Genomic DNA, 20,418 nt, shown 5'->3' on the forward strand with positions numbered 1-20,418 from the left:
GGCTAGTACCTGGAGTCCTGTGCGACCCGTTCGCGACATTCGCGCTCCGACCAGGCGGCGTGGCAGGCCTGCACCATCTGGTTGAGCATGGCGCGTAATCGTGATTTGTCGAACGCGTTGAGATCGGCCGTCTGGAGCGCCGTCCGCAGCTGGTTGATTGCCTGTGGGTAGGCCCCGCGCATCTGGTAGTACCGGGCCTGTCGGTAGTAGGCCTCACCCAGCCGGTCTTGGCTTCCGGCCGCGCGCGCCAGCAGCTCCTGGGCTTGGGAGACGTTGTCCAGCAACGTGGTATCGGCGAGCAAGAAGTCTCTTGCCTTCTCGGTCTGTCCGGTTTCGACGAGCAGCTGTGCGTAGTCCAGCCGGGCCGCCGCACTGTGGGGAAACTGCTTGCGGACCGCGGTCAGCAGGTCTGCCGCGTCGCCTGCACGGCCGGCTCGGGCATAGGCATCGGCCAGGGCCAGCTGATAGGCCAACAAGCCGGGATGGGCGGTGGCCAGCGGCTTAAGCAGCTTGATCGCGGCATCGTTCTGGCCCAGGCGTGTCTGCACCAGTGCATATCCGTAGTCCAGCGCCGGCGAGTCGGCCGCGTTGCGTCGCTGCTGGTAATAGCGGGCCAGCCCGCTCAGCTGGCGGCTGGCCAGCACGCGGGCCCGTTCCTTCATCAGCGGATATTCGTGGTCCTCACGGACTGCGGTGGCCGGGTAGTCGCCGGCGCGCGCCTCGGCTTCAGCCATGCGCGTGTTGCTGACCGGGTGCGACAGCAGTATCTGTGGCAGCTGGTTGCCATACAGATTGGAGCGCTTCTGCATTTTCTCGAAGAAGCTGGCCATCGAGTCGGGGTTGAAGCCCGCTTCGGCCATCGTGCGGATGCCCAGCCGATCGGCCTCGTATTCGTGGGCACGAGTGTAGTTGGTCTGCTGCTGGCCGAGGTTGGATACGCCCGCGCTGACCGCAGCAGAGATCGCGTCCGGATCGCCACCACCGACGATCGCCGCAGCGATGACGGCGGCTGCGGTGGCCCAGCCCATGCCCGAGGTTGCTTCGATCTGGCGAGCGATATGACGCTGGGTGACGTGCGCCATTTCGTGGCCCATAACCCCGGCGAGCTCGCTTTCGTTGTCCGTTTCGGTAATCAGACCGGCGTTGACGCCGATATAGCCCCCGGGCAGCGCGAACGCGTTGATCTGGCCGCTATCGATGACGTAGAACTGGAATCCGCTGGCTTCGCGCGGGGTATGCGCGGCCAAGCGGGCGCCGACGCCGCTGACGTATTCGCGCAGTTCGAGGTCCTCGATGATCATGTTCTCGGCCAGGAGCTGCGAGACGACCTGGCGACCGAGCTTGTCTTCCTCGGCGGGCGACATATAGGTGTCGGCCGGTTGGCCGATGGTCGGCAGTCTGTAATCCACCGCTGCGTGAACGACGTTCATCGATAGCACGCAGACCAGCAGCGCGCTCATATAGCGGGAAAGGGTGGCGCGAGCGATCACGACGTGTGAGGTCCCCTTGGTTCAGCGGCGAGCCGAATCGAGGGCAGGCGTGGTGATACGCCGCTCCCCCGATACCGACCTTCAGACCGCAGGTTAGCGTGTTTCGTTCATTCGATTAAACTAGCGCCGATAGTTCCGACCCGCCCGAGGCCACCGCCAGGCCCGGGTGCCCGTCGGCCCAGTCAGTCAGGAGTTTTCGTGTCGACAGACGTCAGGCCACAGGGCCGCTGCGCCGTTGCGCCAATATGCCATCACCGTTCGAGTCGAATCGCATGAACGTGGTGCGCGAATGGTTCTCCCGTCATTTTTCCGACCCGCAGGTAGTCGCACTGGCGTTGATCCTGCTCAGCGGACTCGTGCTGGTCATGGTCTTCGGGGCGTTGTTGACGCCGGTGCTGGCCGCTGTTGTGGTGGCCTACCTGCTGGACGGGCCGGTGCTGTGGTTGCAGCGGCTGCGTGTGCCGCGCTGGGCAGGCGCGGCGTTGGTATCGACCGCGTTGTTGATCGGCGTGGTGTTGGTCAGTTTCGCGTTGTTGCCGCTGCTGACTCGTCAAGCCGGCCAGATTCTCCAGGAACTGCCCACCCTGGTCGCCCGTATTCAAGGTTGGATCGCATCGCTGCCGGAACGCTACCCGGCGATGATTACCCAGGACCATATCGATGCCATGGTCAACAGCACGACGGTGGATGTGGCCTCGATCCGTCAGTCGCTGCTCAGCCGCTCGCTGGTGGTCGGCATGAGCCTATTGTATCTGTCGGTCTATCTGATCCTCGTGCCGCTGATGGTGTTTTTCATGCTGCGCGACAAGCGCCAGATCCTGCGCTGGCTCGGCGGGTTCGTGCCGCGAAACGCGGGGCTGGTCCACAACGTCTGGGAAGAGGTCAATGCGCAGCTGGGCAACTATGTCCGCGGCAAGGCGGTTGAAATCGCCATCGTCTGGGCCGCGGCCTATGTAGTCTTTTCTTTGCTGGGGCTCAAGTACGCGATGCTGTTGTCCGCGCTGGTCGGCTTTTCGGTGCTGGTGCCCTATATCGGCGCGTTCGGGATGACGCTGCCGGTCATGCTCGTGGCCTATGCTCAGTGGGGCATGGAGGCGCCGACGCTGTATGTCCTGATCGCCTATACCGTGCTGCAGATGCTCGACGGCAACGTACTGGTGCCGATTTTGTTCTCTGAAGCGGTCAATCTCCACCCGGTGGCGATCATCACAGCCGTGCTGTTCTTCGGCGGCGTCTGGGGGTTCTGGGGCGTGTTCTTCGCCATCCCGCTCGCGACCGTGGTCCATGCGGTGCTCAAAGCCTGGCCGCGCCGTGCGGCCACGCCGAAAGAGGTTGAACCGAGTTACTGACGTCGCCCCGGCGTGTCCGGGTGTGACGGCCGGCGGCCCGTGCCGCCGGCCAATGGCTCAGGCGTTGGTCGCCGGGGCCAGCAGTTCGATCCAGTGGCGGACCGGCACGCCGGCGGCCGAGTCAAGATGCAGCTGGCAGCCAACGTTGGCGGTGACGATCACCTCCGGGCGGCCCGCGCCCAGTGACTCCAGCTTATTGGTCCGCAGCTGGTTGGCCATGGTCGGCTGAAGAATCGAATACGTCCCGGCCGAACCGCAGCATAGGTGTGGGTCGCGCACGTGGGTGAGCTCGTAGCCGGCCTGAGCAAGAATTTCAGCGACGTTGTCGTGCAGTTTGGGCGCGTTCTGCAGCGTGCACGGCGGATGGTAGGCGATCCGCCGGCCCTGACCGAGATTCCCCAGGTTGCTGAGGTCTTCATGGGCGAGTACGTCGCTCAGGTCACGGGTCAGTTCCGATACGCGGGCCGCCTTGTCTGCATAGTCGGGGTCGTTACGCAGCATATGCCCGTACTCGGCCACCGAGGCCCCGCAGCCGCTGGCCGTGATCACAATCGCTTCCGCGCCGGCCTGAATATGTGGCCACCACGCATCGATGTTCGCGCGGGCGAAATCCAGCGCTTCGTCGCGATGGGCCAGATGCTGGCTGAGCGCGCCACAACAGCCGCTGGCCGGCGGGGCGATCAGGCGAATACCCAGGGCGCCCAGGATCCGCGCGGCATAAGCATTGGTATTGGGCGTGGCCACCGGCTGTACGCAGCCGTCGAGCACGAGCATGGTCCGGCTGCCCTGAACCTGGTCGGGCCAGCCGACACGCGCCTGCTTCGGCGGCATTTTCTGCTTGAGCGGGGCGAGGGGACCGATCAGCAGGGGCTTGAAGGCATGGCCCAGGTGAAAGAAGAATGCAAAGCGGTTGCGATAGGCGACCACATGACGCAACAGCCAGCGCAGCATCCGTTGCGGGGCCGAGCGCTGAACCGTCTGGTCGACCAGATCCCGGCCGATATCGGCCAGCTTGGCGTACTCGACGCCCGACGGGCAGGTCGTCTCGCAGGCGCGGCAGGTCAGACAGCGATCCAGGTGCAGCTGAGTGCGCTCGGTGGGCGTCTGGCCTTCCAAAACCTGCTTGATCAGGTAAATACGCCCACGCGGACTGTCGCGTTCATCGCCGAGCAGCTGATAGGTCGGGCAGGTCGCCGTACAGAACCCGCAATGGGTACACGCGCGCAGGATCCGGTCGGCCTCTTCGCCATCCGGCGTGTCGCGTAGCTGAGGAATGATGGATGTTTGCATGATGCTCGTCGACGGGTCGGTTCAGAAATCGGGATAGAGCCGGCCGCGGTTGAAGACCCCGGCCGGATCGAGCGACTGCTTGACGCGTTTGTGTATCGCCATCATCGGTGCCGGCAGTGGATGAAAACGTGGTGTGACGGATGTGTCGGTCTGCCGACTGTACAGGCTCGCATGGCCACCCAGCTCAGCGGCGCGGGCGCGAACGGTGTCCGCATCGGCATCGCTGACCAGCCAGCGCTGGGCGCCGCCCCAGTCGATCACGCAATCGCCGGCGAGATCCAGTGCCGGCGTGGCCGGGGCAACCGACAGCCGCCACAGCGGCCGGCTATCCTGGAAGAACGCGCTTTGATGTTCGCGTATGTCGCGCCAGAAGCGGCGGTCGTCGTCCAGGCGCTCGCCGCCCAGCGCCTTGGCCGCCGACTCGACCGAGGTCGCGGCCCCGGCCAGGCGCAGGTAGCTGCGACCTGCCTCCCAGTAGGCTGCGGTTATCGGCCACGGCCGCAGCAGGCATTCGCTGAAATGAGCCAGCGCCGAATCGGCGTCCTTTTCGAACACGAGCGTGACCTGATCACGCGGGACGGGCAGTACCTTCAGGCTGATATCCAGCAGTACGCCGAGCGTGCCGAAGGCACCGGCCATCAGGCGCGACAGATCATAGCCGGCGACGTTCTTCATGACTTCGCCACCGAAGCGCAGCACTTCACCGCGGCCGTTGACGATCCGGGTCCCCAGTACGAAGTCGCGCGCGGCGCCGGTGAACGGGCGGGCGGGGCCCGATACGCCGGCGGCGACGGTGCCGCCGAGCGTGGCCTGTTCGCCGTAGTGTGGCGGCTCGAAGGCGAGCATCTGGTTCTGTTCGGCCAGGGCCTGCTCGATTTCGACCAACGGCGTGCCGGCTCGTGCGGTCAACACCAGTTCGCCGGGCTCGTAGCTGACAATACCGCGGTGGCCGGTGATATCCAGGTCATCGCCCTCGGCCACGGGCTCGCCCAGAAACGCTTTGGTGCCGCCCGCGCGAATGACCAGCGGCGTATTTCGGGCAAAGGCGTCGGCCACGCGTTCGCTGATCGGCGCGCTCTGATCGCCGCACGCGCCGCTCTGGCCGTCGGTGGAAGACACGGGAGAAGTCACAGTCGCTCCAGATCGGGAAAGGGCAGATCGCCGTTATGGACGTGCATCGCACCGAACTCGGCACAGCGGTGCAACGTAGGCACGGCCTTGCCGGGGTTGAGCAGGCTTTTGGCGTCGAACGCGGCCTTGACGGCATGGAACTGAATCAGCTCGGGTTCGGGGAACTGAACGCACATCTGATCGATCTTTTCCATGCCCACGCCGTGCTCGCCGGTGATCGTGCCGCCATGTTCGAGACACAGCTCACAGATTGCGCCACCGAATTCCTCGGTGCGCTCGAGCTCGCCTTCGATATTCGCATCGTAGAGGATCAGCGGATGCAGGTTGCCATCGCCGGCATGAAAGACGTTGGCCACACGCTGACCGTATTTCTTGGACAGCTCGCCGATGCCGATCAGCACGTCGGCCAGCGCCTTGCGCGGAATGGTGCCGTCCATGCAGTAGTAGTCGGGCGAAATCCGGCCCATGGCAGGGAATGCGGCCTTGCGGCCGGCCCAGAACAGGGCCCGCTCGGCAGCGTCGCGGGAAATGCGGATATCGACCGCTCCCTGTTGTTCCATCACCGCGCGTACGTCGGCAATGTGCTCCTCCACCTCGGCTTCGGTGCCGTCGACCTCACAGAGCAGTATGGCCTCGGCTTCGGTCGGATAGCCGGCATGTACGAATTCCTCGGTGGCGATGATCGCCGGGCTGTCGAGCATTTCAAGCCCGGCGGGCACGATGCCCGCCTGGATGATCGCGGCCACTGCGTTGCCGGCCTTGCGGACGTCGTCGAAGGCGACCATGGCAACGCGTGCGAGCTCCGGCTTGGGCAACAGTTTGACGGTAACCTCGACGATCACGCCGAGCAGACCCTCGGAGCCGGTCATCAGCGCAAGCAGGTCGAAGCCGGGCGTGTCGAGTGCATGACTGCCGATGGTCAGGCGTTCGCCCTCGATGGTCACGACCTCGATCTGCAGGATGTTGTGGGTGGTCAGCCCGTATTTCAGGCAGTGCACGCCGCCCGAGTTCTCGGCCACATTGCCGCCGATCGAACAGGCGATCTGGGAGGACGGGTCGGGCGCGTAGTACAGCCCGAGATGATCGACCGCCTCGGAGATGGCGAGGTTGCGTACGCCGGGCTGCACCGTGGCGCGGCGGTTGTCGGTATCGATATCGAGTATGCGGTTGAACTTGGCCAGCGAGATCAGCACGCCGTTGTCCAGCGGCAGTGCGCCTCCGGACAGGCCGGTGCCCGCCCCGCGGGCGACCACCGCCACATCGTTGGCGTGACAGATGCGTAGCGCCGTCTGGACCTGTTCGATGGTCTCAGGCAGCACCACGATCATCGGCACTTGCCGATAGGCGGACAGGCCATCGCATTCGAACGGTTTGAGATCCTCGTGATCGGTCAGCACGGCCGCGCGCGGCAGCTCGGCGTGCAGCTTGTCGATCAGTGCCTGCTTGTCGACCTGGCGGGCAAGCACCGTTTCGGCCAGATCGGCGGCATGCGGTTCGGCAGTGGCGGAATCGGCCATGAGGTGTCCTCGTGCTTGGGGGCGCGCCGGCAGGCATCTTCGCCGGTGGTCGGCCGCGACGGCGCACCGCGTTGGAGACCGTCAGAGCTTATCAGAGGCGTGGTCGGCCAGGCGCGATCGCTCGCCTCTGGCCAGCGTTACGTGGCCGGCATGGCGCCAGTTGCGAAATCGGTCGACCACGTTGGTCAGCCCGGAGGTGGTTTCGGTGAGATACGGGGTATCGATCTGGGCGAGATTGCCCAGGCAGACGAACTTGGTCCCGGGCCCGGCCCGGGTGATCAGGGTCTTCATCTGTTTGGGCGTCAGGTTCTGGGCTTCGTCGAGAATCACGAACCGCTCGAGGAACGTGCGCCCGCGCATGAAGTTCACCGACCGGATCTTGATCCGCTTGGACAATAGCTCGTTGGTCGCCGCCCGCTCCCAGTCAGATCCGCCGCCGTTGCCGGTCAGCACCTCGAGGTTGTCCATCAGCGCGCCCATCCAGGGCGTCATCTTCTCTTCCTCGGTGCCGGGTAGAAAACCGATATCGTCGCCAACCGGCACGGTGACGCGGGTCATGATGATCTCGCGATAGCGGGATTCATCCAGCGTTTGCGCCAGGGCGGCCGCCAGAGTGAGCAGCGTCTTGCCGGTGCCGGCAGCACCCAGAAGCGTGACGATATCGATATCCGGGTCCATGAGCAGGTTCAGCGCGAAATTCTGCTCGCGGTTGCGGGCATGGATGCCCCAGACCGACTGCTTGCCCTCGCGATAGTCGTCGGCCAGTTCCAGAACGCTCGTGTCGTTGTCGATCTCCCGGGTGATCAGCTCGACATCGTTGTCCCGCGAGAAGTGCAGCAGCTCGTTGAGATACCAGTCGGCAACCTGTGGCCCGCTCAGCCGATAGAAAGCGCGACCGGCATCCTGCCAGGAGTCCATGCTCTGGCCGTGGGTGTCCCAGAAATCGTCGGGGAGTTCGGCATGGCCGGTATACAGGAGATCGAGATCCTCGAGGACCTTATCGTTGGTGTAGTCCTCGGCTTCGATGCCGATCACTGATGCCTTGATCCGGAGATTGATGTCCTTGGATACGAGCACCACGTCCGAGTCGCCGAACAAGGTGCGCAGCGACAGTGCCGACAGCAGGATGGAGTTGTCGGCCTTGTTGCCGGGCAGCATGGCCGGCAGGCTGCCCTGCGGCGGCCGGGTCTCGAAATACAGCCGGCCGCTGGCGCGCGGCGCCTCGCCGCGGCCGTTGCCGTTAGCCGCGAATTCGATGCCCTGATTCAGGGCCAGGCCGGCCTCGATCTCCTCGTGGCATTTGTCCGCCATGAGCGCGTCGATGAAGCGGCTGACCTGCCGCACGTTGCGCGCGACTTCGGAGACACCTTTTTTGCCGGCGTCGAGCTCTTCGAGCACCACCATCGGTATGAAAATGTCGTGTTCCTGGAAACGGAACAGAGCGGTCGGGTCGTGCATGAGCACGTTGGTATCGAGTACGAACACGCGTCCGGACATGAGCGGTCACCCGGTGGATCGGTGAATGACGGGCCTCAGGCCAGCGCGCGTACCGCGGCCAGCACTTCGTCGGCATGCTCGGCAACCTTGACGCCGCGCCAGGCGTGGCGGATCACGCCGTCGCCGTCGATCACGAAGGTGCTGCGCTCGATACCGATATGGCTGCGACCGTACATGGTCTTCTCCTTGAGTACGCCGAACGCCTTGCAGAGCGATTCGTCGGCATCGGAGATCAGATCGAATGGGAAGTCGTACTTGGCCCGAAAATTGTCGTGTTTGCGCAGCGAATCGCGGGATACGCCCACGATCTCGGCGCCGGCGGCGCGAAACGCATCGTACCGGTCGCGGAAGGCTTCGCCCTCCTGCGTACAGCCGGGCGTGTTGTCGCGCGGGTAGAAATACAGCACCAGGGTCTGGCCGGCGAAATCGGCCAAGCTGAGATGCTTGTCCCCGGTGGCCGGGGCGGAAAAGACAGGGGCGGAATCGTTGACGTCAAGGCTCATCGCGGATGATTCTCGGCTAGGCGCACTCGGCGCCGGGGACGAAAGGCCGGCTCGCGGGGCGACGATCAGGTCTTGATCGGGTCGAGCAGGCCGTCGGCGTGCAGATCGTCGCAGACGTCCATGAACGCGTCGCGCAACGTCTGCGGGTGGTGATTGATCGGCACCTGCAATGCCATGTGCAAAGTGCACATCGCCGCGCCGGTCAATCCCGATTCATAGGACTGCGCGCTGACTTCCACCACCTGGGTTTCCTGTTCGGTGAAGAAATCCAGCAGCTCGCCGAGCAGGCGCGGCTGTTGCGGGGCCACCACTTCGGCCGCATAGGGCCGGAACTCGGTGGCCGGTTCGGCCGGACGCGCATGCTGAAACTGGACTTCCAGCCCCAGATGTTCGGCCAGACCGGGCAGCGCGCTTTCCATCTTGCCCATCGCACTCCAGTTGCCTGAAAGCAGCATGGCCGCAGAGAAATGATCGCCCAGCGGGGTGATCCGGCATTCGCTCACGTCGCAGCCGCGACGTGCGATCGCGCCGACCAGATCGCGCGCGAGCTTGTCGCGATTGTCTCCCAATGCGACCAGCGACAGATACTTCTTGATTTCCGGCATGAGCGCGGCAGGATCCTGTGACGAACGGGTGGGCGGAAAAGCGCCACATGTTAGCACTACAAGGGGTGGCTTCACGCGGGTACAATCGCGCACCGTGCACCCATTGGCAGCGTTGAGGACAGACCGTGGCACAAGGTAGCAATCGTTTGGGCGGCAGCATGGTCGCGATCGTGACTCCCATGCATGCCGACGGCAGCGTCGACTGGGACAGCTTCGAAAAGCTGATCGACTGGCACATCGCCGAAGGTACCGACGGCATCGTGGCGGTCGGCACGACGGGTGAATCCGCGACGCTCGGTTTCCGCGAGCACGACGAAGTCATCGAGCGAACCGTCGATCTGGTCGACAAGCGTGTGCCGGTGATCGCCGGAACCGGCGGCAACGCCACCGATGAAGCCATCCGGCTGACACGCCACGCCAAGCGCGCGGGAGCCGACGCTTGTCTGCTGGTCACGCCTTATTACAACAAGCCGACCCAGGAAGGCCTGTATCGGCATTTCCACGCGATCGCCATGGCCGTGGATATTCCTCAGGTGCTCTACAACGTACCGAGTCGGACCGGCGTGGACATGCTGCCCGAGACCGTGGGCCGCCTGTGCGAGATCGACAACATCGTCGCGCTCAAGGAAGCCAAGGGCTCTATCGAGCGCATCCACGATCTGATCGAGCACGTGGGCGACGGCATGGATATCTATTCCGGGGATGATGGGACGGCCATGGAGTCCATGCTGGTCGGCGCGCGCGGCGATATTTCGGTCACCGCCAATGTCGCGCCCAAGCTGATGCACGAGATGTGTGCCGCCGCGATCGCCGGCGAGCGCGAACGCGCGGAGATCCTGGACGCCAGGCTGCAGCCGCTGCATACCAACCTGTTCCTCGAACCGAACCCGATTCCAGTCAAATGGGCGCTCTACGAAATGGGCTATATCGGGCCAGGTATCCGGCTGCCGATGACGCCGTTGTCGGACCATTTCCACGGGCCGGTGCGCGATGCATTATCCGGAGTGGTATCAATCGATTAGTTACGGCGCGGCGGCGTCAAGTATTTGTGACGCCGAACTTGTTTTTTGTTCTTCAGGCCGGTAGTCTTGACAACGAGTTCATCAGGCCGTATTCAACGGGAGCCAGAATAATGATCAGGAACGTATTTGCTGCAGCGGGGATCGCGCTTTTTGCCCTGTCGCCCGCTGTCATGGCCCAACAGTCCGATAGCGACAACCGTCCGGCGGCTGGCGGTGCCATGGGCGCCGACAACTCGCAGGTCGTTTCGCACGCCGTGCTGGCTGGCGTGACGTCCGCGGCCCTCATCGGCGCTGCGTTTGCGGTCGCTGATAACGACAGCGACGACGTCGTTCTCGGTAATGGCGGCTCGACCGGAACCACCGGCACCACGCCTGGCAACGGCGGCGGCACCGGCACCACGGGTACGACCGGTACCAACTAATGGGTCGCGTATTCCTGGCGACGGTGGCCGTGTGGGTTTAATGACTGTCACCAGGTATCGATACCTCGAGAAAAACCGCTTTCGGGCGGTTTTTCTTTGTCTGGCCATTGTATTCGCTGGCTTGGCAAGCGGCTGCGCGGGCGTGGCCAATACGCCGGTCGTATCGACCTTTGCCGCATTCTTTCCATCGGACGAAGACGTATCGGCCCAGGCGGCAGATATTCCGTATGCGTCAATCGATCTGACGATCGCCGGCAGCGGGGGGCTGCTGGCGCTATCGGAACAAAGCGGCGGCCTGACTTTCTGGCAGACCAGCGGCAACCAGGCGTTCGTATTCCGTAACGGCTATCTGGATGCGACCCGCGGCTTGCCGATCGATCTCGAGTCGACCGAAGTCGCAATGCAAGGTGCGGATGGCGTTGCACCGTGGCAGGCCGATCAGAACGAAATCCACTATCGTGTGGTGCGCACATGGTCCGATGAGGATGGCGAACTTCACAGTGGTCGCGCCGATGCAACGCTGGTGTGTCGGAACGATAGCGAGCGGGTCGAGCTGCCACTTGCGACGCTTGGTCTGCAGCGCTGCGACGAAACGCTGCGCTGGGCCGATGGGCCGACCACGCATTCGACCCTCTGGCGCGATCCCGGTGATCGCCGTCTCTGGGCTGTCGATACCGTCGCGTGGCCGGGCGGTGACCGGATTGTATGGCGTGTTGCACGGCCCTGGTGGTGAGCGCGCGGCGAGCGAGATTGATATCGACTCCAGCTAAGAACGCCGATAGAACAGGCGCTTGTGGTAAAACGCTCTATTAGACTGTGAAACAGCTCAGGTAAGGTATGGTCTCACCCAGCGTGCAGACATGCTGGGACGCGCATGGACGGTGTATCGGGTGGGCGGTATCCATCGATTCGATGCGCGGACAGGGACTGGTTGTCGAGGCTGACCATCGCGGTCGGTCTTATCTGCACCCTCAGGGGGTTAGATGCGAAAGCATTCTCAATGGCTGCTCGTTTGTGCGAGTTGCGCGCTGGCGTCGCTCGCGAGTACGGGCGCTTTCGCACAGGCACTCGACGACACGATCGGGCGGGAGGCCGCACAACCGCCGACAGTCTCCTCGCTGATTGCCGCGTGGATGGCTTTCCCGGAGCTGGATCAGGTCGTGTGGCCTTATAGCTATATTCGCGTGGCCGAGGATGACGAACGTGCCCGACAGGTCCGCAGTGACCTGGGACAGGAATTGTCGACGCTGGCCGCCCGTCTGGACGCCTATGGCGGCCGTCAGCCGCTAAGGTCGACCGTGAAAGCCTGGCAGAAGCGTCTCGGCACCTTGAGTGCCACCCGGGTTCCCGGCGACTGGTCGCCGGCGTCTTTGATGACGCGCCCCTACCAGCGCCCGCCGGTCAGCGCAATTACGGCGCTAGGCGCCTGTCGGGCGCCGGATTGGGTCGAGGTATGGGATGCAAACGGTATTCATCGGACCGATTGGCGGGGCGGGCTGACGCTTAGCGATCTCTTGACGGATCGGTCGCTTCGCAGCGGCAGCGCCGGCCGAGTGGCGATCGTGGATCCATACGGACAAATCATTCACCGCGGTGTACAGGCTTGGAACTTCGCCGATGCACCGCTGGCGCCCGGTTCTCGTGTTATCGCTTCGTTGCCGTTGAACGGAGAAGCCTTCCCATGGATACGGGACGCGATCGCGCGCGTGCTGGCACACGCGCCGCCCGCCGACGATTGTCGCGAAGTCCAAATCCTGGCGACGGGCGGTAGCCATGAATAGATTCAGTCGTGATCGTGCAGCGACCAGATGGACGCTGGTCGCTTCGGTCGGGGTGACGCTGTTTGTCGCGAGTGTGGGCGGCGCGGCCGCCGGCGAGGACGACTACCAGCTAAATGTTTTTCAGACTGACTTCGGCGGCGTGGGCTTGCTGCAAACGCCGAGCGCTCGCATGGCGCCGCTGGGTGAATTCTCGTTCCACTACGATCAGGTCGACCCCTACACCCATTATGCGTTCAGCCTGCAGCCGTTCGAGTGGATGGAAGCCGGTTTTCGTTACACCGAGATCAGCAATCGGCTGTATGGCCAAAGCATTGCCGGCGATCGCGACTATCTCGACAAGGGTGTGGATCTGAAGCTGCGTCTGTGGGACGAAAGCCGTCTGGTGCCTCAGGTTGCATTGGGTTTTCGCGATCTGGGCGGTACCGGCTTGTTCGGCAGCGAATACGTGGTCGCGAACAAACGCTGGTACGACTTCGATTTCAGCCTCGGTATGGGGTGGGGCTACATCGGCTCGCGCGGTGATCTCGGGAATCCGCTGCAGGTGTTCGGCAGCCGTTTCGAAGATCGTGTCAACGAGCGGTCCGCGGGCGGCGGCGATTTCAACATCAAGCAGATATTCACCGGCCGCACGAGCCTGTTTGGCGGTATTCAGTATCAGACGCCGTTCGAGCCGTTGACTCTTCAGGTCGAATACGACGGTAACGACTATGAGTCCGAGCCGCTGAACAACCCGCAGGAGCAGGATTCGCCGATCAACTTTGGCGCACGGCTGAAGGTCAACGATTATCTGGCCTTATCCGCGGCCTGGGAGCGCGGCAATACCGCGATGTTCGGGGCCACGCTGAGCCTGAATCTCGCGACGCTTTCGCAGCCGAAGAATGATCCGCCGCCCGTGCCCGTCAAGGCAGCGCCGGCGCGCACGACCGACCAATGGCAGGATGTGTCGTCAGCACTGGCCAGCAATGCCGGCGTGGTGCCTACGCGTATCAGTCGTGAAGGCAATACCCTCGTTGTCCAGGGCAACAACACCAAATACCGCTCGACGCCGGAAGCCGAGCTTCGCGCCAATCGTATTCTCCACAACGTCACCGATCCGGGCGTGACCGAGTTCGCCTATCGTTGGGAAGCCGGCGGGTTCGTGCTGCGAGAGGACCGCCTGCCGCGTCAGCCATTGCCCGAGCAGCCGTTGCTGGTCGATCCGGGCAGCACGTTTGCATCCGACGACTATCGTCTGGATGTGAAGTCGGTGTCCACGAGCCGGGACAGCAACGACAATCCGGCCGACGAGCCTCTGTACGAATTGTCACCCACGCGTTTTGCCTGGGGGCTGTCACCGGGGCTCAACCAGAACTATGGCGGCCCGGACGGCTATCTCTATCAGTTGCTTGCACGCGCGAATGCGACCTTCCAGACCGATGCCCACGGTTGGTTGTCCGGTACGTTGGCCTACACGCTCGCCGACAATTTCGACAAATACGATTACATCGCGGAATCCGATCTGCCCCGGGTGCGGACTTTCATCGGCGAGTATCTCCGGCAGACCGACCTCGGCATATACAACCTGCAGTACACGCGTACGGCGCGCCTGTCCGACAACCTGTTCGGAATGGCTTATGCCGGCTATCTGGAGATGATGTACGCCGGCGCGGGCGGCGAGGTCCTGTATCGGCCGTTCAACAGTCCGGTCGCCCTGGGGGTGGATGCGCAGTACGTGCGTCAGCGCGACTTCGATACCCAGTTCGGCTTGCGCGACTACAGCACCTGGGTCGGCAATGTCAGCACGTATATCGATACCGGCTTCAAGGATGTCCTAGCCAAACTCAGTGTCGGCCGGTATCTGGCCAAGGATGTGGGCGGTACCATTGATCTGTCGAGACAGTTCGATTCGGGCGTTCGGATTGGCGCCTATGCCACGTTCACCGATGCCGGCGACGATTACGGCGAGGGCGGGTTCAACAAGGGCATCTATATCAGCATGCCTCTGGATGTGTTCTATACGAAGTCCACGCGCAGTCAGGCAACCGTCGGGTGGAACCCGCTCACGCGTGACGGCGGCCAGCAGCTCAGCCGCAAATATTCGCTCTACGGTCTGACCGACCAGCGCAATCTGGGCGAGTACTGGAGCAACTACCAGAAGCTGGCGCGATAAGACGCTACCCTCAGACCGATGTGCTCGGCGCGTCGGCCCGCCGGTGTTAACATGCGCCCCGATCGATACGGGCCGACATGATCGCGACCGAAGCGATGCGTGGCCTCTATTCAGGAGTGATGGTGAACAAAGCGGTCCAGATGTTGTTTGTCGCAGGATGTGTGGCTGCGTTGTCGGCTTGCAGCAGCACGCCGGATTGCATGAAGCCGCAGTCCTACATGAATGCGAAGTCGTTTCCGCCGTTGAAGAGCCCGGCAGGGCTGGACGTGCCGCCGTCGGATCCGAACATGCAGATTCCCGACGTCGCCTCGGGCCCGGTGGGTACCTACGATGACGTGCCCACCGGTGTAGACCCGAAAGACCCGGCCGCACGGTGTCTATCCACACCGCCGCCGATGGCCAGCCGTTGAACCGAGGCTCGGGCGCGGTCCGCTCGCTGACGCGGTGATAGTCGCCTCCCGGTCGGCCGGACGAGCGCGATGTGGGTCGACCGTGGCCGACCGATTGGCGGCCATTCAATGCTGGCCACAGTTGGGCAGCTGAGCGCAGGCCCAGCCCAGGCACTCGTCGATTGCGAGCAGACGCGCCGGGTCGGCAGGACAGAGGTCGTTGACGATCGGGTTCGAAAATCTCTCGTTCTCAGAGCCCGAAGCGCCTCTGTTTACGTTACAATCCGCCCCTCTCGCGGCCCGAAGGGTCGCTGTTTACGTTACAATCCGCGCTCGATTACTAGGAGAGGTGTCCGAGCGGTCGAAGGAGCACGCCTGGAAAGCGTGTGTGCGGTAACCCCGTACCGAGGGTTCGAATCCCTCCCTCTCCGCCATCAAGGGCCCGTCGCTCGAAGGCGCCGGGCAACACAGGCAATGGTGGCCCGTGTCGGTGCCCCCGCGACGATATGCCGCAAACCCCGCCAGGCCCGGAAGGGAGCAACGGTAGCGGCGGACTCGGGCGCCGGGGTGTCGCTGGCACGGGCCGCCACCTTTTTTCCATTCGACGCCCGACGGCCGCGACCTGCTTGAAACTTGGTCGGCCGAACGCGATAGTGTGGCGTTCCAAAGCGAGATCGTCCCTCAGCCCAGGCAGGCATCGAATGATCGGCGTCGCAATAGCCCAGGATACGCACAAGGCATGAGTTTTCAGGCGCTTGCGCGGACATGGCGGCCGCGCCGATTCGACGAACTGGTCGGCCAGTCGCACGTGGTGCGGGCGCTGACCCATGCCTTGGAAAACGACAAGCTTCATCACGCGCTGCTGTTTTCCGGCACGCGCGGCGTCGGCAAGACGACGCTGGCACGCATCATTGCCAAATGTCTGAACTGTGATCATGGCGTGAGTGCCCATCCGTGTCGCGGCGAGGATGCCTGTTCGACCTGTCGCGAGATCGACGAAGGCCGCTTCGTGGACCTGATCGAGGTCGACGCGGCATCGCGAACCGGCGTCGACGATACCCGTGAGCTGATGGACAATGTCCAGTACGCACCGACGCGGGGGCGTACCAAGGTGTATCTCATCGACGAGGTGCACATGCTCTCCAAGCACTCGTTCAACGCCTTGTTGAAGACGCTGGAAGAGCCGCCGCCACGGGTTCAGTTTCTGCTGGCGACCACCGAACCCGAGAAGATCCCGGTCACAATCCTCTCGCGTTGCCTGCAATTCCCGCTCAAGCGTCTGCCGGCGGTCGAGATTGCGGCCCAGCTGCGCCATATCATCGATGCTGAATCGCTGACCGCTCAGGACGACGCGCTGGCCGAGATCGCGCGTGCCGCAGACGGCAGCATGCGTGACGGGCTGTCGCTGCTCGATCAGGCCATTGCCTTCGGTGGCGGCGAACTGGCTGCGGACGAAGTGCGTGACATGCTCGGCACCATCGGTCAGGCACGGGTGGCCGAACTGGTCGATGCCATCATTGCACCGGACGCGCCGGCAGCACTCGATGCGCTGGCCGGCCTGTATGCCCAGGGTATCGACATGCGCTACCTGCTCGAGGCATTGGCCACGACCTGGCAGCATATTGCAACGATCCAGGTCATCGGCGAGGCGATCGACGAGGCCGGGCAGCCGTGGGTGGCAGCGGCCGAACGCGCCGACAGTGCCGCGGTGCAGCTGTTCTACGATATCTGTATCGCCGGCATCCGCGATCTGGCCTATGCGCCCGATCCGTTGATTGGCGTCAAGATGAGCGTGCTGCGGATGCTCGCGTTCGCGCCGGTCGGCAACGAAGCCGAGCAGGAGCCTGCACCGAAACCGCCCGAGCCCTCGGCGCGCGAGACATCCCCGGCGCCGCCCGATAACGGGCAGTCGGCGGCGCAGCGTGCCGCGGCCGCGTTGCGTGCCCAGCTTTCCGGCAAGCGCCCGACGCATGCCTCAACGCTCGGGCCAGAGCAGTCACCTGGCACGGCGCCCGTGCAATCGGACACGGAACGCGCGCCGGCCGACCGCTCGCCGCCGCCCGCCCGATCAGCACAGACACCACCGATGGACTCGGCCGGCCCGGCCGGCCCGGCCGAACCGATGGCTGGGCCACCAGCAGGGCCAGACGTGTCGGGCATGGCGCCGGCCGCTGACGGTCGCTCGGGTGACGATGAACAGTCCCGGTCGACGCCGGCGGACGAGGCGATGGCCGCGCAGACGCCGCCGTCGTCCGGAACAAACGACTCACAGAGCGCTTCCACGCAACAGGCCGATGCGGCAAGCGAGCCGCCGCCGGTCAACGGCGATCACGCGGCCACGACTGCGGTAGCGCCGACGGGCCAGTCGGGTAGCCGGGGCGCGGCGAACGGTGCAATCGCTGACACGGGCGTTACCGGTCGTGAAGCGCCGGCTGCCGAACGCGTGGCCGCTCACGACGAAGCGCAGCCGCCATTCGGTGCCGACGCGTTCGACCCGAAATCGGCACAAACCGGCCCGGATGAGGCTGCGCCCGCCGATGCCGCGAGCGGTATGGCCGACGCCGTCCCCGGCGCGGCGCCGTCGCCGGTTGCGGCCGGCGACCACCCGGAGGATTGGGCGCGGCTGTTGCCCCGTCTCGGTTTGACCGGATTCGCTGCTCAGCTTGCCAACAACGGACGCTGTCAGCATCTGGACGACGAGCGGGTGGTGCTGGCTCTGGCTCGAGCGAACGAGTTTCTGGCCACCCCGGGTGCACGAGAGACCCTTCAGCAGGCCTTGGCCGATCATTGGGCGCCGGCGGGCGCGCCGCGTCTGGCGATCGAGTATGTCGATCAGGCCGACGATACGCCGGCCCAGCGCATCGAACAGGACGCCCAGGCCCGCCAGCGCGATGCCGTGGCCTCTATTGAAAACGATCCGGTCGTCCGCCAGTTAAAGGAAAGACTGGGCGCACGAGTACGCCCGGAAACCATCAAGCCCTATCGTGCAGAGCACGCAGTTCAACAACGAGACGAGCAATGAAAGGTCAGATAGGCAAGATCATGCAGCAGGCCCAGGCGATGCAGGGCAAGATGCAGGAGGCCCAGGAAGAACTCGCCAAGATGGAGATCGAGGGTCAGTCCGGCGCGGGCCTGGTGAAGGTCGTCATGACCGGCAAGCATGAAGTCCGCAAGGTGACCATCGACCCGAGCGTATTCGAGGAAGAACCCGAGTTCGTCGAGGACCTGATCGCCGCGGCCATGAACGATGCGGTGGAGCGGGTCAGCACCACCACCAAGGACAAGATGTCCGAGCTCACCGGCGGCATGAACCTGCCGCCGGGCATGAATCTGCCGTTCTGAGCGGTCGTGCGGATGCCAAGGACGGGCGCGCCGCACATGTGCGGTTCGACTGACGCGGTTCGCTGATGGCTTTTTCCCCTGCGCTTACGCGCTTGATCGACGCGCTCCGCGTGTTGCCCGGCGTAGGCGCGAAGACCGCCCAGCGCATGGCGTTTCACCTCCTGCAGAACGAACGCGAAGGCGGCACCCATCTAGCGGCCACGATCGAGCATGCGTTGTCCTCGATCCGTCACTGCGGCCGCTGCCGAATGTTCACCGAGCACGAGCTGTGCGACATCTGCCAGAACGAACGCCGCGACGATGCACTGGTATGCGTGGTCGAAAGCCCGGCCGATGTCATGGCCATCGAACAGAACACCGATTTCCGCGGCCGCTATTTCGTGCTGATGGGGCGGCTGTCGCCCATCGACGGCGTCGGGCCGTCGGAACTCGGCCTGGATCTGCTGCGTGAACAACTCGCCGGCGGGGCGGTAACCGAGGTCATCCTGGCGACCGGCGCGACCGTCGAAGGCGAGGCCACGGCGCAATATATTGCTGACCTGGCCCGGGCGAATTCAGCCGGCGTATCGCGTATCGCCCATGGCGTGCCGGTGGGCGGCGAACTGGAATATGTCGACGCGGGTACGCTCAGCCAGGCCTTCTCCGGCCGCCGCGCGCTTTAGGTCGAGTCGGCGACAGGCGCGCAGCATTGCGTAGCGGGCCGTAGGCCGGTCGGCAAAGCGCTCACCGGCGTAGCGGCCCGGTCGATGCAGGCGAGTGCGCTAAGGCGGCGCGTCACCCCGGCAGAATTGTCGGATCGGATCAGGGCAGCAGCCGATCGATCTTCGCGGCACAGATGAAGTCGTTGTCGGACAGGCCACCCATCGCGTGCGTCGTCAGCCGGATCGAGCAGCGGTTGTAGCCGAACGTGATATCCGGGTGGTGATCTTCGCAGTGGGCGATATAGGCCACCGCGTTCACGAATGCCTGGGTGTGATAGTAGTTCTTGAACTTGAATCGGCCCTCGATCGCATCCGGGCCGTCGGGCTCCCAGTGTTCGGACAGTGCGTCGAGATGGGCCTTGATCGTGGCGTCGTCCAGCCGCGGCGTATCGCCGTTGCAGGCTGCACAGTGTCGCTCGGCGAGTCGGGTCATGATCGATCTCCCGCTATGAATGAATCAGGCTCACGGTAACACCGCGCCGCAATTCCTGGCGCATAGGCCAAAGTGGCATCGCCATGCCGCGGCCATGCGTAATCGCCAGGGTATTCGGCTCGCCGCCGGCTTTGCGCCGACCCGGGCCGAGCCGCACAATGCGACTTTACTCAACCGTCCAACGACATGAGCTACGCCGAAGACAACCTGATCTGGATCGACCTCGAGATGACCGGGCTCGACCCGGACAACGATCGAATCATCGAAATCGCCACGCTGGTCACCGACAAGAACCTGCATGTCCTCGCCGAAGGGCCGGTCATGGCAATCCGGCAGAGCGACCAGCGGCTGGCCGCCATGGATGAATGGAACACGCGACAGCATGGCGGCTCGGGCCTGGTGGAGCGGGTCAAGGCCAGCGAGATCGACGAAGACGCGGCGCAGGCGCAGACCATCGAATTTCTCGAAGCCTACGTGCCAGCCGGCGCGTCGCCCATGTGCGGCAACAGCATCTGTCAGGATCGCCGGTTTCTTGCGCGCTACATGCCGAAACTGGAAGCCTATTTCCATTATCGCCATATCGATGTGAGCACGCTCAAGGAGCTGGCACGACGCTGGGCCCCGGAAGTGGCGAGCGGTTTTTCCAAGAAGTCGAGCCATCTGGCCATGGACGATATTCGCGATTCGCTTGAGGAACTGGCGTATTACCGCAGCACCCTGCTGCAGATCTGAGGCCGGCCCGGCTGCGGTATTGCAACCGGCCATTGCGAAACGTTTTTCCGAAAAGTTTTCTTGTT

General features: G+C 64.0%; 19 protein-coding genes, 1 tRNA gene and 1 other RNA gene. 13 read left to right on the top strand and 8 right to left on the bottom strand.

Annotated elements, in window-relative coordinates; all coding sequences use genetic code 11:
• Nucleotides 1–2: 2 nt before the first annotated feature.
• Complete coding sequence (locus tag T31B1_RS16575) at nucleotides 3–1,490, bottom strand: M48 family metalloprotease (protein WP_353250636.1); 1,488 nt, start codon at nucleotides 1,488–1,490, stop codon at nucleotides 3–5.
• 272 nt (nucleotides 1,491–1,762) lie between these two features.
• Between T31B1_RS16575 and T31B1_RS16580 the strand changes: the two genes are divergently transcribed.
• On the top strand, nucleotides 1,763–2,839 hold the full coding sequence (locus T31B1_RS16580; RefSeq protein ID WP_353250637.1) for an AI-2E family transporter: 1,077 nt from the start codon (nucleotides 1,763–1,765) through the stop codon (nucleotides 2,837–2,839).
• Nucleotides 2,840–2,896: 57 nt separating this feature from the next.
• Here the strand turns inward: T31B1_RS16580 and glcF are convergent, their stop codons facing one another.
• The 6 genes from glcF to T31B1_RS16610 all read right to left on the bottom strand — a co-directional run bounded on the left by glcF (nucleotide 2,897) and on the right by T31B1_RS16610 (nucleotide 9,382).
• Entirely contained in the window at nucleotides 2,897–4,129 is a 1,233-nt protein-coding gene (glcF, locus tag T31B1_RS16585; RefSeq protein ID WP_353250638.1) for a glycolate oxidase subunit GlcF, read from the bottom strand.
• A gap of 21 nt (nucleotides 4,130–4,150) precedes the next feature.
• Nucleotides 4,151–5,260 carry a glycolate oxidase subunit GlcE gene (gene glcE / locus T31B1_RS16590; protein WP_353250639.1) on the bottom strand — a complete coding sequence of 370 codons (1,110 nt, stop codon included), beginning with the start codon at nucleotides 5,258–5,260 and terminating at the stop codon, nucleotides 4,151–4,153.
• A complete protein-coding gene (locus T31B1_RS16595) occupies nucleotides 5,257–6,777 on the bottom strand; it encodes an FAD-linked oxidase C-terminal domain-containing protein (RefSeq protein ID WP_353250640.1) in 1,521 nt (506 codons plus the stop codon). The genes glcE and T31B1_RS16595 overlap by 4 nt, the downstream gene beginning before the upstream one ends.
• 81 nt (nucleotides 6,778–6,858) lie before the next feature.
• Nucleotides 6,859–8,274 (bottom strand): PhoH family protein, encoded by a 1,416-nt coding sequence (locus tag T31B1_RS16600; RefSeq protein WP_353250641.1) that lies wholly within the window; start codon nucleotides 8,272–8,274, stop codon nucleotides 6,859–6,861.
• Between the two features lie 35 nt (nucleotides 8,275–8,309).
• Complete coding sequence (locus tag T31B1_RS16605; protein WP_353250642.1) at nucleotides 8,310–8,777, bottom strand: peroxiredoxin; 468 nt, start codon at nucleotides 8,775–8,777, stop codon at nucleotides 8,310–8,312.
• A 65-nt stretch (nucleotides 8,778–8,842) separates the two neighbouring features.
• The gene (locus tag T31B1_RS16610; RefSeq protein WP_353250643.1) at nucleotides 8,843–9,382 is read right to left on the bottom strand and encodes a glycine cleavage system transcriptional repressor; all 540 of its coding nucleotides are present in this window, start codon (nucleotides 9,380–9,382) and stop codon (nucleotides 8,843–8,845) included.
• A 158-nt stretch (nucleotides 9,383–9,540) separates the two neighbouring features.
• On the opposite strand from T31B1_RS16610, the gene dapA reads away from it, so the two are divergent.
• The 11 genes from dapA (at nucleotide 9,541) to recR (ending at nucleotide 19,149) form a co-directional block, all read left to right on the top strand.
• Nucleotides 9,541–10,404 (top strand): 4-hydroxy-tetrahydrodipicolinate synthase, encoded by an 864-nt coding sequence (dapA, locus tag T31B1_RS16615; RefSeq protein ID WP_353250702.1) that lies wholly within the window; start codon nucleotides 9,541–9,543, stop codon nucleotides 10,402–10,404.
• Nucleotides 10,405–10,514: 110 nt separating this feature from the next.
• Nucleotides 10,515–10,826, top strand: a complete 312-nt coding sequence (locus T31B1_RS16620) for a hypothetical protein (RefSeq protein WP_353250644.1) — start codon at nucleotides 10,515–10,517, stop codon at nucleotides 10,824–10,826.
• A gap of 40 nt (nucleotides 10,827–10,866) precedes the next feature.
• Nucleotides 10,867–11,559, top strand: coding sequence for a YjbF family lipoprotein (locus T31B1_RS16625; protein ID WP_353250645.1), 693 nt, complete (start codon nucleotides 10,867–10,869; stop codon nucleotides 11,557–11,559).
• Between the two features lie 250 nt (nucleotides 11,560–11,809).
• Complete coding sequence (locus T31B1_RS16630; protein WP_353250646.1) at nucleotides 11,810–12,607, top strand: hypothetical protein; 798 nt, start codon at nucleotides 11,810–11,812, stop codon at nucleotides 12,605–12,607.
• Nucleotides 12,600–14,756: a YjbH domain-containing protein gene (locus T31B1_RS16635; protein ID WP_353250647.1), complete on the top strand. Its 2,157-nt coding sequence runs from the start codon at nucleotides 12,600–12,602 to the stop codon at nucleotides 14,754–14,756. Before T31B1_RS16630 ends, T31B1_RS16635 begins: the two co-directional genes overlap by 8 nt.
• Before the next feature lie 77 nt (nucleotides 14,757–14,833).
• Nucleotides 14,834–15,166 carry a hypothetical protein gene (locus T31B1_RS16640; RefSeq protein ID WP_353250648.1) on the top strand — a complete coding sequence of 111 codons (333 nt, stop codon included), beginning with the start codon at nucleotides 14,834–14,836 and terminating at the stop codon, nucleotides 15,164–15,166.
• 322 nt (nucleotides 15,167–15,488) lie between these two features.
• Nucleotides 15,489–15,579, top strand: a tRNA-Ser gene (locus T31B1_RS16645).
• A gap of 51 nt (nucleotides 15,580–15,630) precedes the next feature.
• Nucleotides 15,631–15,727, top strand: an RNA gene (gene ffs, locus T31B1_RS16650) — signal recognition particle sRNA small type.
• Nucleotides 15,728–15,884: 157 nt separating this feature from the next.
• Nucleotides 15,885–18,167 (top strand): DNA polymerase III subunit gamma/tau, encoded by a 2,283-nt coding sequence (dnaX, locus tag T31B1_RS16655; RefSeq protein ID WP_353250649.1) that lies wholly within the window; start codon nucleotides 15,885–15,887, stop codon nucleotides 18,165–18,167.
• Nucleotides 18,164–18,487: a YbaB/EbfC family nucleoid-associated protein gene (locus tag T31B1_RS16660; RefSeq protein WP_353250650.1), complete on the top strand. Its 324-nt coding sequence runs from the start codon at nucleotides 18,164–18,166 to the stop codon at nucleotides 18,485–18,487. Before dnaX ends, T31B1_RS16660 begins: the two co-directional genes overlap by 4 nt.
• Before the next feature lie 65 nt (nucleotides 18,488–18,552).
• The gene (recR, locus tag T31B1_RS16665; protein WP_353250651.1) at nucleotides 18,553–19,149 is read left to right on the top strand and encodes a recombination mediator RecR; all 597 of its coding nucleotides are present in this window, start codon (nucleotides 18,553–18,555) and stop codon (nucleotides 19,147–19,149) included.
• A 139-nt stretch (nucleotides 19,150–19,288) separates the two neighbouring features.
• On the opposite strand, the gene T31B1_RS16670 is transcribed toward recR, so the two are convergent.
• Nucleotides 19,289–19,621 carry a 4a-hydroxytetrahydrobiopterin dehydratase gene (locus tag T31B1_RS16670; RefSeq protein ID WP_353250652.1) on the bottom strand — a complete coding sequence of 111 codons (333 nt, stop codon included), beginning with the start codon at nucleotides 19,619–19,621 and terminating at the stop codon, nucleotides 19,289–19,291.
• A gap of 186 nt (nucleotides 19,622–19,807) precedes the next feature.
• Here T31B1_RS16670 and orn point away from each other — a divergent pair, with 186 nt between their 5' ends.
• Nucleotides 19,808–20,353 (top strand): oligoribonuclease, encoded by a 546-nt coding sequence (orn, locus tag T31B1_RS16675; RefSeq protein ID WP_353250653.1) that lies wholly within the window; start codon nucleotides 19,808–19,810, stop codon nucleotides 20,351–20,353.
• Nucleotides 20,354–20,418: the final 65 nt, after the last annotated feature.

Origin of the sequence: Salinisphaera sp. T31B1 (assembly GCF_040361275.1) — a bacterium.
Classification (GTDB): domain Bacteria; phylum Pseudomonadota; class Gammaproteobacteria; order Nevskiales; family Salinisphaeraceae; genus Salinisphaera.